Below are 17,155 nucleotides of genomic sequence, written 5' to 3'. Positions count from 1 at the left end.
CCGACATGGTTCCGCCGGCGATCTTTCGCCTGTAGAGCTTGAAAGGCGCTATGCGCTGAACGGCTCGTGAGTGTCTATGAAACTCTGGTCGGTCCACCGGGCTGCTTCGTTTTTACTGCAATGCAAGTATCTAATTGACAAATTTTCACATTGCCTCCGGAGTGCGGGGCTATCTTTTCACCTGAATCGCACTGAAAATAGAAGTCAATTGTTTCGCGAATTATCGATTTGAATTAAATTTACACGTTCGCAGTACTGATCAGTTGCGGCCCACTGGGACGGGGAACCGTTCGCCCGTCGCAGAGCGCGGGCGCATCCAATAAGAAGCAGAGCGGATTACGTATGGACATGACCGAACTGGCACAGGCCATTCGCGGTGGTTTGATTCAACAAGACCGGTTGCTGAAAACTGATATTCCAGCCTTACCCGGCAATGCGCTAATACCCCGCCGGGCTGTGACTCATGCCGAATTGGGTCGGGATTTCAGTGTCGAGCTCGACATGGTGTCTGCAGCCGGCGATATCGAACTGAAAACGCTTATCGCTCAGCCCATAACGCTGTGGATTCAGCAGGCGGGTAAGTCTTATCTGCCGATCAACGGTTATATCCATACGGCCCATCGACTGGGTGCTGATGGCAGCTTGACTGGCTATCAGCTGAGTTTCGCGTCGTGGATGTACTTCCTCAAGTTCCGTAGCGACATGCGGCTCTGGCAAGACAAATCGGTCGTCCAGATCGTCACGGACGTGTTCAATCAGCATCCGCAGGCGCAAGGACACTTCCAGTTCGCGCTGTTCAAGCCGCTGCCTACGCGCTCGTATTGCCGCCAAAGCGAAACCGACTGGAATTTCGTACATCGGCTATTGGAGTCGGAAGGGTTGTTCGGATTCTGGCAACAGGCCGAAGACGGCAGGTCGCATACGTTCGTCATCACCGACGATCTCTACAAGCTCAACAAGATGTCGCCGGAGACGGTGGATTTCTACCGCTCAGGCGCAACCAGCGAAGTCGACGCGTTCACCCAGTGGTCGGCATCACGCACGTTGCAAAGCGTGACGTACACGACTCGAACGTTCGACTACAAGGCTCCCGCGTCATTGTTCAACCCCAAGGGCACGACGTTGCCGACGCGGCCGAATCAAGGCGAATTGCCCGGCCAACTTGAGATTTACTCATACACGGGCGCGTACACCTACTCGGATCGGGATCGCGGCGATCATCTGACGCATATCCACCTCGAGGAATGGGAGTCACGTGCAAAGCGCTTTCATGGCGCGGGCGGTGTGCGCGGTATTGACGCCGGGCTTCGTTTCAGCCTGAATAATCACCCGGAGCACCAGCACGATCCGGCCAACCAGCGGGAATTCGCGGCGATCAAGGTATCGCGGTACATCGAAAACAATCTTCCGCCTTCTAGCCATGAGACAAATTTTCCGCACAGCCTGAAGAGTCGAATTGCCGAGGCCCAAAATGGCTACTCGGGCGATACGTTGCTCAAGATTTACCATGCCGACGGTAGTGAGGGGTTCTTTCTGGTCGAAGTCGAAGCGCAACGGATAACGGTACCGTATCGCAGTCCGTTCGAGCACAAGAAGCCTGAGATGCATCTCGAGACGGCGATGGTCGTCGGCCCGAAGGGTGAAGAGGTCTATACGGATGCGCTGAACCGGATCAAGGTTCGGTTCATTTGGGAGCGGATCAACCCGGGCGACCAGAATGCCTCTTGCTGGGTGCGGGTGGCGCAGTCGGATACGGGAGGTGGGTACGGCGGCGTGCATGTTCCGAGAGTCGGTGAAGAGGTCATCATCGGGCACATCGGTGGGGACTGTGACCGGCCGATTGTTTTACATCGTGTTTTCAATGGCGCGGTTCAGCCTCAATGGCACAGCAACGGGATTCTGTCGGGTTATCGGACCAAGGAATATTCGGGCGCTGGTTTTAACGAGCTCGCGCTAGATGACGCTACGGGACAAAACCGAGTCAGACTGATGAGCAGTACAGGGAACAGTTTGCTTCACCTGGGGTACTTGATTGACCAAAGCGGCAATACACGTGGGTCTTTTCTAGGAAGCGGCTTTGATTTGAAGTCCGATGCGTATGGTGCTGTCCGCGCTGGACAGGGCCTATATATTTCGACGCATTCGACTTCAGTGGCGCAACCTTTAGGTGCACAACCCGCTACCGAACAACTGATCAACGCCGGAAGCGTGATTGAAGCGGTCTCTGAGGCCAGCGTGGCTGGCCACGCAGAAAGTCTGAAAGCTGGTCAGGAAGCGCTGACCAAGTTTGCCAACGCAACGCAGCATAGTATTTCTGGGGCAGAAGGGGCTGGCGGACGAACCGCTGGCGGTGGTGCCGGCAATGCAAACGGCTTCTCGAAACCGGTCATGTTGATGGCAAGCCCTTCGGGTATCGCACTGTCAACACCGGGGTCGACCCATATTAGTGCGGACCAGCACATCAACCTGATCAGCGGCAAAGACACCTATCTCGCAACGGGCAAATCGCTCGTAATGAGCGTGGTGGAAAAGATTAGCCTGTTTGTACAAAAGACGGGCATCAAAATGTTCGCTTCCGCTGGCAAGATTGATATCCAGGCTCAAAATGACGAGATGGCACTGAGTGCCCTAAAAAATTTGACGGTTCGAAGCACCGATGCCCAGTTGGCGCTCTCGGCGGCGAAGGATGTCAAACTCAACAGTGTCCAGAGCCAAATTACCATTGCGGCGAAGCAGGGCATCACGCTCACCAGCGGCGGCGCATATGTGAAGATCGCCGATGGCAATATAGAACTAGGCTGCCCGGGCAGCATTACGCTGAAGTCTGGCAACTTCCACTGGGAGGGGCCTGCCAGTGTCACTGATTCTGCAAACCTTTGGCCAGGCCAAATTCCTGCAAATTTCAGTGCAAAGGTCATCGTGGACCAGCAACTCCAGGAGCGGCTTGGTGCAACCGGAGCGATTCCTTATCAATTCATCAGTGAGAGCGGCGCTGTGATAGCGAAGGGAACGATCGATGAAACTGGGGCAACACAACGAATCTTTCATCCCAATACAGAAGGCATGGATGTGTTGTTTGGCGAAAAAGGCGAATGGAGCATGGCGGAACATCCGGATGGTGACAGCTGTGAATGCGGCGTTGATCATGCCGCTCAGTCGTCGCCGGGTTTTGCGCAACTCGCTGGTCAGGCGCAACAAGACGGCAACGAGAGGGTTGACGAGGAGCGCTCGCTCCAATCGACGTTCGACTCGGCAATGGTAACAAGTGTCGATTCCGAAACGATTCAATTTCAACGGAGCCTGATCGAGCAATTGGTGTTCAAAGACCCCAAAATTGAACAGGCAATTCTGGATGGTGAGGACTAGCCGATGAAGATGGTTGCAGTATTGTGTCTGGCGCTTTGTTTCTCAGGGGCGCATGCAGCGGAAGTCAGCCAGATCCCCGCTAGCGTTCAGCTGAAACTGGTTGATGGACCAACCGATGTTCCTCTTGCAGGAATGACTGTGCGCGTTGTCAAAGGTTATGTCGGCACCCTCACGGCGCATGGCTATGAAACCTTCACGAGCTATGTATTGCCTGGGAAGGCGGGCGGCAGTTGGCTACAGATTCTTGTCGATCAGCCCGAAGGCAGCGATTCCGAACTTAGGACCGTCGAATCCGCTGATTCGACGGTCCAGGCCATCGCAATGTATCGATCCAATGACGCACTTTACGCGGTCCAAGCTACTAAGAGTGGGGCCACGGCGCCGGACCTCTACCTGAAACCAGAAATGGTTGCATTCAAGGTTTACCGGTTTAACGGAAACCTCGACGTAGCACGCTTTAAGCTCGTGCAGACTTTGCGTAGCAAGGCGTCGTACATGAATGCGGGCGACGCACTCGCCAAAGAGTTCTTTTCTCACTAAAGGGATTACGTATGTTCGTGAGAGCAACCTATGACAGGGAAAAGAAGACGGTCCATTACTTCGATGAAGAAGGTAACGAGACGCTCTATATCGGTGGATCGTTTGCGTGGCGCACGAATAATCCGGGCAATTTAACCAAGCCTAGCAGCTACGTCATGAAGTCGGCGATCGGCTATGCGCTGCGGACAAGCAAATCCAAGGTTTCCTTCATCATCTTTCCAGATCGGGCCGTGGGTCAACAGGCGCATCAAGACCTGCTTAAGGGCGTTTACGGTGATAAGACCATCCGAGGCATGATTACGGAATATGCTCCGCCGTCAGAAAACGACACAGAGAGTTACATCAATTTCGTGACGAAGAAGGCGGATGCTTCATCGAGCAACGTTGTCGGTTCTTTAAGCGATGACAAGTTCAAGGCCGTCAGCGCGGCGATGGAACAAAAGGAGGGATGGGTTCCAGGCGTTATCAAACCGCTCGGCAAGCCGGTTCAGGTTCAGATGTTCGACAAATTGAACCAGCCTTTCGCCGGTCAGACGATGCAACTCAGCGGTGAGCACGCGACCATTGACGCGCGAACGAACGCCAACGGTGAGTTGCCGTGGATCTATAGCGGATTGATGGGAGAGAATGTCAACATCCAGTACAAACGCGGTCAGGATGACAAGGAGCACGTGGGCCAATTAACCACGTCGGAGACGGCCAGCGCCTATACATTTAATGCGCCATATTATCGGGTTCCGACACGTCCGAGGCTGCACGACAGCGAGGAGCGCCCGCGTCCACGTGTTCACATCGTACAGTCAGGCGAGACACTTTCCGCGATCGCAGCGAAGTACGGTACGACCGTAGGCGCGATGGTCGCGGCAAACGGACTGAAGGACGCGAACCACATCTACGCAAGGCAGCATCTCTCGATTCCGGCAACGTCGGACATGTCGTCTGCGCAGGGGGAGCATGGCGATGTCACGCCGCAACAAGCCGCATCGGCAACCGTCACGAAGCCGACGCTCGAGCCCGCAGCGGAGGCGTCCGCCATGGAAAAATTGCAGTCGACGACCTCGTCTCCTGCGAACGCAACTGCAAATCCCGCGCAACCCCATGCAGGCTCAGCGTCCCCATCCAACTCCGGTTCGAGCTCGGTTGCAGCGGGAGTTGTGCATCAGCACGCTCCGAGCGGCCACCCACAGACCGTTGTGAGTTCGCCTGCACTGGAAGCGAGCGATGCGGCATGGTGTCATCGCTATCCGGGCAGTGCGTCACTCGATTCGTTGAATGCTTCGTTCAAGGCAGCAGCGAGTGCATTTATTGGCGCGATGCGGGATGCCAATATCACGGTAAAGATCAATGCCGCGCTTCGCCCCATTCAACGTTCGTACCTCATGTATCACGCTTTTCAAATCGCCAAGGGAAAAGAAAGTCCGGACAAGGTGCCGTCCTATGCCGGCGTCAATATCGACTGGGTACATCGTAAAGCCGACGGCAGCATGGATCTCGACGCGTCAATCAAGGCGGCAAAAGAGATGTGCATGGGCTACGGGACTAACATTCACTCGGCCAAGCAGGCAGTGGGACGGCCCGGACATTCTCGGCATAATTTCGGTGCGGCAGTTGACCTAAATATCATTGGTCACACTGGAAAGAAAATGAAAGACTCGAGTGGGCATGACGTCGAGATCAAGTCGTTTGATGACTTGAAGGCGGTTGGGGCTGGCTATGGCGTGAGATATTTTGAGAAAGAAAATATGCACTGGTCTGACAACGGTTCTTAATATAGACACTATGAGAAAGATTGCACTATGTATTCTGATCGCGTCGACATGTCAGTTTGCTCATGCGGAGCAACCTCCGGCTGTCGGCTTGTGGGAGCAACTTGCCGCTGGAGATACGGGCGGCTCTCCAGCCAATACTCAGCGCGTCGACGTTGTATTCGTTGATCGAAAAATTAACGAGGATGTCCTGTTTAGCGGTCTTTTCGATATAGGTGAGAAGGTGGAGGTTTTGTGTTGTGTCAATGTGATCAAGAGCGCATTGATTACGCTGCCGGAATTATTGAAGAAGTATCCATGGGACCCGGATACTGCCGAACATCTCACGAAAATCACCGGCTGGAAATACATATACGAAGCGAGAGTTGTCGATTCGAGCGAGCAAAATGCGAGGATGCGGAGCTTGATCAAGAGTTTGATCATTCCTCCCGCGTTGTCGCCATATTCAGCTCCCGTGGTTGTCGGGAAGATTCCCGCCGTGGAAATCGACAAGAAGTTCAAGGTAGGCAGTGCGGATGTCGCTTATTCAATGCGAGTGTCGCAGGATAAACGCGTCATTTCGTACAAGTTCTTGATCAATGGGAAGCCAGTGACGCTGACTGAGGAAAATTTCCCGGATTGATAGCGGAATTTTCTGCGAGCGAAGGTTCGGTACCGCGGACCGGGCTTTTGACAAAGGACTAAATATGCCGGGTGTGATACGCGTGGGCGATCGTACCAGTTCGAATGGGGAAGTGCTGAGTGGATCGGAGACCTGCTTTTTTATGGGCAAAGGGGTGGCAAGAGTCGGTGATCCAGTTTCGTGCCCGAAGCACGGTGATAACCACATCGCACGCGCCACTTCACACGCGCACGATAACGGGCGGGAGGTGGCGCAACATGGGGATGCGTGCGAATGCGGATGCACGCTAGTTTCGTCCTTGCCTTCGGGCGGACCTAAGTAAATACAGCCAAGATGAAAGGACTAAGAGTCGCTAACACAAGTCATCAACGAAGCGTGAACAGATAACGGCGGCAGCGAGGGAAAGCAACGCGCCATGAATGTCGAGATGTGCGATTCACAGACATCGTTTCACTTTTTGTGAGGCCGTTTCTTTGACTCCTTGGAAGCCGTGGCGCCGGTAGGGGCCACGGCTTCCAAGGAGCGTCGATGATGTTCGCCGAGGATCTTGTCGACCCGCCATTCACGGTGCCGAAGTCGCTCTTTCCGTTCGTCGTACGCACTTTGCACGTCCTCCGCGAGAGGTGTGATTTCGCCCAACTCTGCAATGCGGTCAACAGGGGTCTTGCCACCGAGTGAGCCGTGTGGCCGACGCCAGTTGTAGTCGAACTGCCACTCTTCGATTCGCAGGCCAATTGCCCGCTCTGTCGGCGCATGGTGGAACCAGAATTCGTTCAGGTCAGTAAGCTGAGAACGTTCAACCTTGCCATTGAGGTGCGGCGAGCGCGGTGGAATCGGCCGGAACTTGATGCATTCGTTCATCAGGCGCCGCTGCACAGACTCAGCGAAGAACTCGCTGCCGCGGTCGGTCTGGATGCGTTGAATCGGAAATGGCATCTCCTCGATGACTCGATTAAGGAAAAGCAGCGTATTTCGGGCATTTCTACGCGGATAGACGGCCAGTACACGAAAGCGTGAACAATCGTCGATGGCCGTGTACTGATAGACGCCTCGCGCAATTTTCATCGTGTCCATCTGGACGCGATCTCCGGGAACCGGACGGCTGTAGCGCCTCGGCTGCGCTGGCCTCCTGGGGCGAACCAACGGCTTCACGGACGCTTCGCACAGAACCTTGTGAATCGTCGCAAGGGACAGTTCTCTTTGCTGGTGCAGACGCAAATCGTTCTGAATCCGCCGTGCCCCTTTGCGCTCAGCCCGCAGGCGGAGAATCGTTGCTCGATCTGCGTCGGAGACCTTTCGATTCGGGCTATTCAGAGGGCGGCGGCTTTGAGAGCGAAGACCTTCTTCTCCCGCCTCCTGGTAGCGGCACAGCCACTTGCGCAATGTCGGTCGGGAGATGCCACACCGCGCGCAAACGAGGCCGGCATTGCCGGTCTCCTGATGCAGGCGCACCCAATGCAATCGCGTGGCAATTTCGCGGTCCATCGCCTCATTTTAGTTGAAACGATGTCTGTGAATCGCACACATGAGTGCTCTGCATCCTCGCCTACGAACGTCCAGGCACGCGTTGTGCTGCACCTCTGCCGGTACTCGTGCCCGGAGCCTGCCGACATGCTGTTGTGGAAGAACTGCCTCGCCGCCGTCCTGTCCGCCGCTGCCGCGTTCGTGCCCGCGCACGCGCAGACGCAGACGGAGGGTGCGGTGCAGCCCGCCGTTCCTGCGTCGCAACGGCTGGTGATACACGCCGTTCCTCTGAACCCGCCCGCGTCCGCCCCACAACCCACTCCGCAGGCCGCTCAAAAGCCGACGCCACAACCTGCTCCACAGCCCGCTCAAAAACCTGCTGAAAAGCCCGCTAAAAATCTCGCTGAAAAGCCGGTTCATAAGCCTGAACATAGGCGTGTCCATGAGCCCACCTATGAGCCCGTTCCGCAGCCTGCCGTGCAGTCGGAACCGCCTATACTCCCGCCGACAACGTCGCAGCCCGCGGAGCAGCCTGCGCCAATACCGCAGCCGTACGCGCAACCAGCACCAGCGCCGCAGCCGAACGTACCGCCAGCACCAACGCCTCGCCCCTATGCACAGCCCGCGCCAACGCCGCAGCCCTACGCACAACCAGCACCTCAGCCTTACGCGCAGCCAGCGCCACCACCTCAACCGTATGCCCAACCAGCACCAATGTGGCAGCCCTTCGCGCAGCGCAGCGTGCAGCCCGTCGTTAACTGGACGCTGCAGGTGATCCGCGACGGCCGGCAAATCGACTCATTCAACGGGACGACTGCGGTAGGCCAGGCTCGGACCAACAGACATCACAAGCTCGTCACGCACGACGTCGGCTGCATGGATCAACCTGCGGCCAGGATCGACCTGCAGCGCACCATCACGGTCTCGCCGCTGCGTGCGGACCCGACTGGCTCCGTTCTCGCAATCGAGGCGCTGGAAACGCTCGAAAGCGATTTCCCGTCCGAAACCCGGGGTGGCTGCATGCTGCCGCCGCAGCCGAGCCAGGTGCACGCCATCCATCCGGGACTGATCGTGCCGGCGGGTCAATGGGTCAACTGGCAAATCGTCGGCCAGGATCCTTCGCTGCTGTACCGGGTGCATGCGAGCCTCGCGCCACCGTCTGCGCAACCTTGACTGGCAGTCGCGGGGAGACTGCACCAGGCCGCCAGTATCGCGTCGTCGGCCACGGCAACGCCCACACCAAACCGTCTGCTGACACGCGCGCCAACCCCGCGCCAGCCTGGCCACGGCTCGTAAGAAGAACTCACAGAAATAACGCGCCAGAACCTTTCATTATTCTGACGTTTCGATTTCCCCGTCCTGTTTGGTTAGACTTCAACTCTCGGCCTTCGCTGCGGAGCGTGTGTCGCTGCGCAGCGAAGGCATAACAACCACAAGAGAATGCGTATGGAGCCATCCGAAAGCTTCCGGCATGCCGTCGACACCGCGCGGCCGCCGCGTGCAACGCACACCGGGGAAGCGGCACTTGGGGCGTCTTCCACCCCGGCGTGCGCACAGGCAGTCAACCGTACCGGGACCGCTTTCCCACGGAGGCAAGCGTGAGCACCGCGCCAACCCCGCAACCGCCGGCGCAGCAAGCGCCAGCCCAGCCACCGCGCAAACGCCGCGGCCCGCTGTTGATCGCTCTCGTCGTGATCGTCCTGATTGCGTTAGTGATCGCGCATCTGCTGCGTGGCACGAAGCCCGAACACGGCCCGGCCGCGCAGGTCGTGACAGTCGCCACCGTCACACTCGGCCCGATGCCCGAAACGCTCAACGCACTCGGCACGATCACGCCCATCGCCACCATCACGGTGCTTCCGCAGTTGAGCGGGTACCTGACCGCCGTGGGCTACGAAGAAGGCCAGGACGTCAAGAAAGGCCAGTTCCTCGCACAGATCGACCCACGCCAGTACGAGATCGGCAAACAGCAAGCCGAGGCGCAGCTCGCGAAGGACGAGGCGGCGCGTGACCAGGCCCACGCGGACCTTGCGCGCTTCACGCTGCTGAACGAGCGGCATTCGATCGCCGAACAGACCTTTTACAACCAACGGTTCGTCGTCCAGCAGGCGGAGGCCGCCGTGAAGGCCGATCTCGCGAACATCGCGCAGTTCGCGCTCGACATCGAGTATTGCCACATCACGGCGCCGGTGGCCGGGCGCGTCGGTCTGCGGCTCGTCGATCCGGGCAACTTCGTGACGGCGTCGAGCCAGCCCGGCATCGTCGTGATCACGCAGATGAAGCCCACCACCGTCCAGTTCGCCATTCCGCAGAACACGCTCGGCGATGTGCTGCAGCGTTTCAACTCGGGAGCGACGCTGCCGGTCACGGTCTACAACAGCAACAACACGAAACAGCTCGCCACCGGCAAGCTGTTCGCGATCAACAACCAGATGGCGACGGCCACCGGTACGGTCACGCTACGCGCGAGCCTTCCCAACGACGACGAAGCGCTCTTCCCCAACGAGTTCGTGAACGTAATCCTGATGGTGGACACGCTGCAGAACGCCGTGCTCGTGCCCACACCCGCCGTGCAGACCGGCGCGCCCGGCGATTATGTGTATCTCGTGAACGCCGACAACACGGTCTCGGTCCACAAGGTCACGCTCGGGCCCGGCGACGGGAGGCACACCGTGATCGTCTCGGGGCTCTCGGCGGGTCAGCGCGTGGTGACCGACGGCCTCGACCGCCTCTCGGACGGCGCAAAGATCCAGCCAGCGGCCGCACACCCCGCAGCGGCCGGCGCCGCGCCCGAAGGAAGCGGCCCGGCCCCCGGCGGCAAGGGCCAGGCAGGCAACGCGCAAGCGCACCACGATAAGGCGGCGTCGACTGCGCCGGGCACGCCCCGCGCGGCATCGCCGGCATCGTAAGCCGCGGACCTGGTGCAGATGAATATCTCCCGCCTGTTCATCCTCCGGCCAGTCGCTACATCGCTCCTGATGATCGCGATGGTGCTGGTCGGCCTCGTCGCGATGAAGTTCCTGCCGGTGTCGTCCCTGCCTTCGGTCGACTATCCGACCATCCAGGTGCAGACCTTCTACCCCGGCGCGAGCCCCTCGGTGATGGCCACCACCGTCACCGCGCCGCTCGAAGTGCAGCTCGGTCAGATCCCTGGCCTGCAGCAGATGATCTCGTACAGTTCGCAAGGCGCGTCGGTCATCACGATGCAGTTCGACCTCGCGCTCAATCTCGACGTCGCCGCGCAGAACGTCCAGCAGGCCATCAACGCGGCCAACAGCTTCCTGCCGGCGGGCTTGCCCGCACCGCCGACCTACGCGAAGGTCAATCCCGCGGATCAGTCGATCCTCACGCTCGCGATCACGTCGAAGTCGATGTCGCTCACGCAGTTGCAGGATGCGGCCAACAACCGGCTCGCGATGAAGATCTCGCAGGTGTCGGGCGTGGGTCTCGTCACGACGGCGGGCGGCAACGTGCCCGCCGTGCGTGTGGAAGCCGATCCGCAGAAGCTCGCCGCCTACGGCCTCAATCTCGACGACCTGCGCACGCTGCTCGCCAACGTGAACGTGAGCGCCCCGAAGGGCAACTTCGACGGCCCCGAGCTCAACTACACGATCAATTCGAACGATCAGATCTCGGACCCGAGGGATTACGAAGACACGGTCATCGCCTACCAGAACGGCGCGCCCGTGTTCCTGCGCGATGTCGCGCGCGTGAGCACGGCGGCGCAGGACGTGGAGCGCGGCGCCTGGTACAACCGCACACCCGCGATCGTGCTGAACGTCCAGCGCCAGCCGGGCGCGAACGTCATCGCCACGGTCGACCAGATCACGCGGCAATTGCCGCAGCTCGAAGCGGCGCTGCCCGCGGGCATGCACGTCACGGTGGTGTCGAACAGTGTCGGCGTGATCCGCGCATCGGTGGCCGATGCCGCGTTCGAACTCGTGCTCGCGGTCGTGCTTGTGGTGGCCGTGATTTTCGTGTTCCTGCGCAACGTGCCCGCCACGATCATTCCGAGCATTTCAGTGCCGGTCTCGCTGATCGGCACGCTCGCGCTGATGTACGAGCTGAACTACTCGATCGACAATCTTTCGCTGATGGCGCTCATCATCGCGACGGGCTTCGTCGTGGACGACTCGATCGTGATGATCGAGAACGTCGTGCGTTATCTGGAGGAGGGCAAGAAGCCCCTTGAGGCGGCACTGGAAGGCGCGGGGCAGATCGGCTTCACCATTCTCTCGCTGACCATTTCGCTGATTGCCGTGCTGATTCCACTGCTTTTCATGGGCGGCGTGATCGGGCGGCTCTTCAGCGAATTCGCGGTGACGCTCGCCGTGACCATCGTGCTCTCGGCGGTCGTCTCGCTCACGGTCGTGCCGATGCTCTGCGCTCGCATGCTGCGCGCGCAGGCCGAACGCCACCCGAGCCGTTTCGAGCGCATCAGCGAATCGCTCTTCAACAAGCTGCTCGGCGCCTACGAACGCGGCCTGAAGTGGGTGCTCGACCATCAGACGCTCACGCTGCTCGTGGCCGTGGGCACAGTTGTGCTCACGATGCTCCTGTACATCGTGATCCCGAAAGGTCTCTTCCCGGTGCAGGACGTGGGCGTGCTGCAGGGCATCAGCGTGGCCGACAACTCGGTGTCCTACCTCGCGATGGTGCGCCGCCAGTCCGCGCTCGCCGACGAGATCCTCAAAGACCCCGACGTCGTCTCGCTCACCTCGTATGTAGGCATTGACGGCATCAACACGACGCTCAACAACGGGCGCTTCCTCATCAATCTGAAGCCGCACGACGATCGCTCCGAAACCGCCGTGGAAGTCGCGCGGCGCATCCAGCAGCGGGTGGCGAAGGTACCGGGCATCCGGCTCTATCTGCAGCCGGAGCAGGAACTCACGCTCGACACGACGGTGTCGCCCAATCAGTACAACGTCGTGCTGCGCGGCCCGAATCAGGAGGCATTCAATCAGTACGTGCCCGCGCTGATCGCGCGTATGAAGCAGATCCCCGCGATCAGCGACGTCACGAGCGATCTGAATACGGACGGCCTCGCCGTCAATGTCGAAGTGAACCGCCAGCTCGCGGCGCGCTACGGCATCACCGCGGCAACGATCGACAATGCGCTTTACGACGCCCTCGGCCAGCGCATCGTCTCGACGATTTTCCAGCAGTCGGACCAGTATCGCGTGATTCTCGTCGCGAAACCGGAGACGCTCGCCACCGTCGATTCGATCGGCAACATCTATCTGCCTAGCCAGACGAGCGCAACGGGCCAGGTGCCGCTCAAGGGCATCGCGACGATCCAGATCATGCGCTCGCCGCTCGTGATCAGCCACCTCGCGCAGTTTCCTTCCGTGACGATCTCGTTCAACCTCGCACAGGGCGGATCGCTTTCCGCCGCCGTGCGCGATATCCGCAAGGCTGAGGCGGCTGCGCAATTGCCGCCGTCGATCACGTTGTCGTTGCAGGGCGCCGCGCAGGCGTTCGAAGATTCGCTCACGAGCGAAGTGTATTTGCTGATCGCCGCGCTCGTGGCCGTCTATATCGTGCTGGGCGTGCTCTACGAGAGCTATGTGCATCCGGTCACGATTCTCTCCACGCTGCCTTCCGCCGGCATCGGCGCGCTGCTCGCGCTGATGATCGCGGGCGACGACCTCGACGTGATCGGCATCATCGGCATCGTGCTCCTGATCGGCATCGTCAAGAAGAACGCCATCATGATGGTGGACTTCGCGCTCGAAGCCGAACGCGTGCACGGCAAGCCGCCGCGCGAAGCGATCTTCGAGGCCTCGATCCTGCGTTTCCGCCCGATCCTGATGACCACGCTCGCGGCCATGCTCGGCGCGCTGCCGATGCTGCTCGGCGCCGGCACCGGGTCAGAGCTGCGGCGGCCGCTTGGTCTCGCGATCATCGGCGGCCTCACGCTATCGCAGATGCTCACGCTCTTCACGACGCCCGTGATCTATCTGTTCTTCGACCGTCTCGCCGTGCGCTTCGGCCGCAAGCGTAGCGCCGACGGTGCAGGCAATCCCGATGGCGGCGCACCGCCCGCTCCCGAAGGCACGCCGTGAACATCTCGGCGCTCTTCATCCGGCGACCGGTCGCGACCTCACTCCTCGCGATCGCGATCCTGATTTCAGGCGCGCTCGCGTTTTTCCGGCTGCCGGTCGCGCCGCTGCCGAATATCGCGTATCCGGTGATCGTCGTGCAGGCCACGATGGCGGGCGCGAGCCCCGACATCATGGCGGCCACGGTCGCCGAGCCGCTGGAGCGCCGCCTCGGCACCATCGCGGACGTCAGCCAGCTCACGTCGATCAGCTATGTGGGCTCGTCGATGATCATCATCGTGTTCGGGCTGACGCGTGACATCAACGGTGCAGCGCGCGACGTCGAAGGGGCCATTCAGGCCGCGCGCGCGGACCTGCCCACCACGTTGCGCAGCAATCCGACCTATCGCCAGTACAACCCGGCGAGCGCGCCGATCATGGTGCTCGCGCTCACCTCGGACACGCTCACGAAGGCGCAACTCTACGATTCCGCCGATTCGGTGATCCAGCAGCAGCTTTCGCAGGTGAACGGCGTGGGCCAGATCACGCTGGGGGGCGGCGCGCTGCCGTCCGTGCGTGTGGAACTGGAGCCCGGCAAACTCAACAGCTACGGCATCGGCATGGAGGACGTGCGCGCCGCGATCGGCGCGGCCAACGCGAACAGCGCGAAAGGCCACATCGATCAGGGCGACCAGCGCTACCAGGTCCTGTCGAACGACCAGATCAGCAAGGCCGCGCCATTCAAGGACATCGTGATCGCGTATCGCGAAGGCTCGCCGGTGTTGCTCAAAGACGTCGCCGAGGTGCTCGACTCGAACGAAAACATCCGCAACGCGGGCCTTTATAACGGCAAGTCAGCGGTGCTCGTCATCGTCTATCCGATGCCGGGCAGTAACGTCGTCAAAACCGTGCAGCAGATCGGGGCGAGGCTGCCCGCCATCGAAGCGGCGCTGCCCGCGTCGATCAAGGTCCACGTCGCGATCGACCGCTCCGAATCCGTGCGTGCCTCCGTGGCCGAAACGGAGCGCACGCTGTTCATCGCCGTTCTGCTCGTGATCGGCGTGGTGTTCGTGTTCCTGCTCTCGCCACGCGCCACGCTGATCCCCGCCGTCGCACTGCCGATCTCGATCGTCGGCACCTTCGGGCCGATGTACCTGCTCGGCTACAGCATCGACAATCTCTCGCTGATGGCGCTCACCATCGGCACCGGTTTCGTCGTGGACGACGCCGTGGTCGTGCTGGAGAACATCGTGCGCCACATCGAAGCCGGTCTCGAACCGAAAGAGGCCGCGTTGCGCGGCGCGGGCGAAGTGGGCTTCACCGTGGTGTCGATGAGCCTCTCGCTCATCGCCGTGTTTCTGCCGATCCTGCTGATGCCGGGTATTGTCGGCCTGCTCTTCCACGAGTTCGCGATGACGCTCTCCATCGCAATCCTCATCTCGCTCGTCGTCTCGCTCACGGTCACGCCGGCGATGTGCGCGTATGTGCTCCAGCGCCGGCAAAACGCGCGCCCGCAGGGGCGCGTTTCCGCGTGGTTCGAGGCGCAGTTCGGACGATTCAAAGCGGCCTATTCGCGTTCGCTCGAAGCCGCGCTCGACCATGCGGCGCTCGTCATCTTCGTGCTGATGGGGCTGCTCGTCGCCAACGTGTTCGTCGCTCGCCTGCTCTCCGCCACGTTCTTCCCCGAGCAGGACACCGGCATCCTGATTGGCCAGATCATCGCGGACCAGAGCATCTCGTTCCAGGCGATGTCGAAAAAGCTCGCTCAGTTGCAGTCGATCGTGCAGAAGGACCCCGCCGTGGCCTCGGTGGCCGGCTTCACGGGCGGGCGCGCGCTCAACACGGCCAATGTCTTCATCGAACTCAAGCCGCTCAACGAACGCCATCTCTCGGCCACCGAAGTCGTCAACCGGCTGCGGCCGAAGCTCAACGCGGTCTCCGGCGCGCGACTCTTCCTCCAGGCGCAACAGGACCTCCAGATCGGCGGGCGGCAGGCAGCGGCGCAATACCAGTACACGCTCACGAGCGAAGACGCAGACGCGCTCTTCACCTGGGTGCCACGGCTCGTCGACGAACTGAACAAGCATCGTACCCAGATGCTCGACGTGAACTCCGACCTGCAGCAAAACGGCCTGCAGGCCGACGTGACCTACGATCGCAAGACCGCGAAGCGCTTTACCTTCGATCCGAACCAGATCGACAACACGCTCTACGACGCGTTCGGCCAGCGCACCGTGTCGACCATCTATAACGCGATCAACCAGTATTTCGTCGTGATGGAAGTCGCGCCGCAGCACTGGCAGTTTCCGCAATCATTCGACCAGATCTGGCTTTCCACGGCAGCGGGCAACGCGAGCGGCGCCGCACAGACACAGATGCATCCCGGCACCATCTCCGGCGTGACGTCGCACGTGGCCGTGAGCACGACCTCTGGCACCACGTTGAACACGAACGCACTCAACGCGAACGCCGTGGCGAACCAGCTCACCAATGCGATTGCCAACAGCAAGGGCGGCGGTACGACCGGCAGCCCGGATAGCACCGCCGCCGAAACCATGGTGCCGTTAAAAGCGCTCATGACGTGGGTGACGAGCCACACCGCCACGCAGGTGAATCACCAGAGTGGCCTGGTCGCGGGCACCATCTCGTTCAATCTGCCCAAAGGCGGCTCGCTGAGCGGCGCGGAGCAGATCATCAACCAGGCCGAACGCGACATCGGCATGCCCGCTTCGGTGCATGGCGCATTTGCTGGCGCGGCACAGGCCTATGCGCAGTCGATGGGCACCGTGCCGCTCCTGATCCTCGCCGCGCTCGCCGTCGTGTATATCGTGCTCGGCGTGCTCTACGAAAACACCATCCACCCGCTCACCATTCTCTCGACGCTGCCCTCCGCCGGCATCGGCGCGACGCTCGCCATGCTGATCTTCGGCACGCCGTTTTCGGTCATCGCGATGATCGGCATCATCCTGCTGATCGGCATCGTCAAGAAGAACGGCATCATGATGGTCGACGTCGCGATCCAGTTGCAGCGCTACGAAGGCATGGATGCGAGACGCGCGATCCATGAAGCCGCCGTGGTGCGTCTGCGACCGATCATGATGACCACGTTCGCCGCCGTGCTCGGCGCGGTGCCGCTCGCGATCGGCATCGGCCAGGGTGCGTCGCTGCGCCAGCCGCTCGGCGTGACCGTGGTGGGCGGCCTGCTTCTGAGCCAGATCTTTACGCTGTACACCACACCCGTTATTTACCTGTTCCTCGACCGCCTGCGCGCTCGTCTCGCACGCTGGGCCGAGCGCCTGCCCTGGAACCGCCAGGCCGATGAGAGCGCATCATGATGAAGCCCCCCCACATGC

Annotated in this window: 10 protein-coding genes; 9 read left to right on the top strand and 1 reads right to left on the bottom strand. The window is 60.4% G+C overall.

From position 1 onward, the window contains the following. Positions 1-342 precede the first annotated feature (342 nt). The 5 genes from D1Y85_RS23230 (at position 343) to D1Y85_RS23210 (ending at position 6,616) form a co-directional block, all read left to right on the top strand. Positions 343-3,366 (top strand): type VI secretion system Vgr family protein, encoded by a 3,024-nt coding sequence (locus D1Y85_RS23230; protein WP_124153425.1) that lies wholly within the window; start codon positions 343-345, stop codon positions 3,364-3,366. A gap of 3 nt (positions 3,367-3,369) precedes the next feature. Continuing rightward, a complete protein-coding gene (locus D1Y85_RS23225; protein ID WP_124153424.1) occupies positions 3,370-3,906 on the top strand; it encodes a hypothetical protein in 537 nt (178 codons plus the stop codon). 11 nt (positions 3,907-3,917) lie between these two features. Beyond that, positions 3,918-5,675, top strand: a complete 1,758-nt coding sequence (locus tag D1Y85_RS23220) for a LysM peptidoglycan-binding domain-containing protein (RefSeq protein WP_124153423.1) — start codon at positions 3,918-3,920, stop codon at positions 5,673-5,675. A gap of 10 nt (positions 5,676-5,685) precedes the next feature. Further along, entirely contained in the window at positions 5,686-6,294 is a 609-nt protein-coding gene (locus D1Y85_RS23215; RefSeq protein ID WP_124153422.1) for a hypothetical protein, read from the top strand. A 64-nt stretch (positions 6,295-6,358) separates the two neighbouring features. After that, positions 6,359-6,616: a PAAR domain-containing protein gene (locus D1Y85_RS23210; protein ID WP_124153421.1), complete on the top strand. Its 258-nt coding sequence runs from the start codon at positions 6,359-6,361 to the stop codon at positions 6,614-6,616. Positions 6,617-6,744: 128 nt separating this feature from the next. Here D1Y85_RS23210 and D1Y85_RS23205 read toward each other — a convergent pair whose 3' ends face one another. Then, complete coding sequence (locus tag D1Y85_RS23205; protein WP_124153420.1) at positions 6,745-7,779, bottom strand: IS481 family transposase; 1,035 nt, start codon at positions 7,777-7,779, stop codon at positions 6,745-6,747. A gap of 693 nt (positions 7,780-8,472) precedes the next feature. Here D1Y85_RS23205 and D1Y85_RS23200 point away from each other — a divergent pair. The 4 genes from D1Y85_RS23200 to D1Y85_RS23185 all read left to right on the top strand — a co-directional run bounded on the left by D1Y85_RS23200 (position 8,473) and on the right by D1Y85_RS23185 (position 17,137). Further along, the gene (locus D1Y85_RS23200; protein ID WP_124153419.1) at positions 8,473-8,931 is read left to right on the top strand and encodes a hypothetical protein; all 459 of its coding nucleotides are present in this window, start codon (positions 8,473-8,475) and stop codon (positions 8,929-8,931) included. A gap of 425 nt (positions 8,932-9,356) precedes the next feature. Beyond that, the gene (locus D1Y85_RS23195) at positions 9,357-10,667 is read left to right on the top strand and encodes an efflux RND transporter periplasmic adaptor subunit (protein WP_124153418.1); all 1,311 of its coding nucleotides are present in this window, start codon (positions 9,357-9,359) and stop codon (positions 10,665-10,667) included. A gap of 18 nt (positions 10,668-10,685) precedes the next feature. Next, positions 10,686-13,826: an efflux RND transporter permease subunit gene (locus D1Y85_RS23190; protein WP_124153417.1), complete on the top strand. Its 3,141-nt coding sequence runs from the start codon at positions 10,686-10,688 to the stop codon at positions 13,824-13,826. Continuing rightward, complete coding sequence (locus D1Y85_RS23185; protein WP_124153416.1) at positions 13,823-17,137, top strand: efflux RND transporter permease subunit; 3,315 nt, start codon at positions 13,823-13,825, stop codon at positions 17,135-17,137. Before D1Y85_RS23190 ends, D1Y85_RS23185 begins: the two co-directional genes overlap by 4 nt. Positions 17,138-17,155: the final 18 nt, after the last annotated feature.

It is taken from the genome of Paraburkholderia dinghuensis, from assembly GCF_003837865.1.
Lineage (GTDB): Bacteria > Pseudomonadota > Gammaproteobacteria > Burkholderiales > Burkholderiaceae > Paraburkholderia > Paraburkholderia dinghuensis.
This window is presented reverse-complemented; position numbering and strand designations above follow the sequence as displayed.

Excerpts from the sequence above, each read along its gene's own strand:
- D1Y85_RS23220 (WP_124153423.1), top strand. The coding sequence starts at position 3,918 with ATGTTCGTGAGAGCAACCTATGACAGGGAAAAGAAGACGGTCCATTAC.
- D1Y85_RS23225 (WP_124153424.1), top strand. The coding sequence starts at position 3,370 with ATGAAGATGGTTGCAGTATTGTGTCTGGCGCTTTGTTTCTCAGGGGCG.
- D1Y85_RS23205 (WP_124153420.1), bottom strand. The coding sequence starts at position 7,779 with ATGGACCGCGAAATTGCCACGCGATTGCATTGGGTGCGCCTGCATCAG.
- D1Y85_RS23215 (WP_124153422.1), top strand. The coding sequence starts at position 5,686 with ATGAGAAAGATTGCACTATGTATTCTGATCGCGTCGACATGTCAGTTT.
- D1Y85_RS23210 (WP_124153421.1), top strand. The coding sequence starts at position 6,359 with ATGCCGGGTGTGATACGCGTGGGCGATCGTACCAGTTCGAATGGGGAA.
- D1Y85_RS23200 (WP_124153419.1), top strand. The coding sequence starts at position 8,473 with ATGTGGCAGCCCTTCGCGCAGCGCAGCGTGCAGCCCGTCGTTAACTGG.
- D1Y85_RS23230 (WP_124153425.1), top strand. The coding sequence starts at position 343 with ATGGACATGACCGAACTGGCACAGGCCATTCGCGGTGGTTTGATTCAA.
- D1Y85_RS23190 (WP_124153417.1), top strand. The coding sequence starts at position 10,686 with ATGAATATCTCCCGCCTGTTCATCCTCCGGCCAGTCGCTACATCGCTC.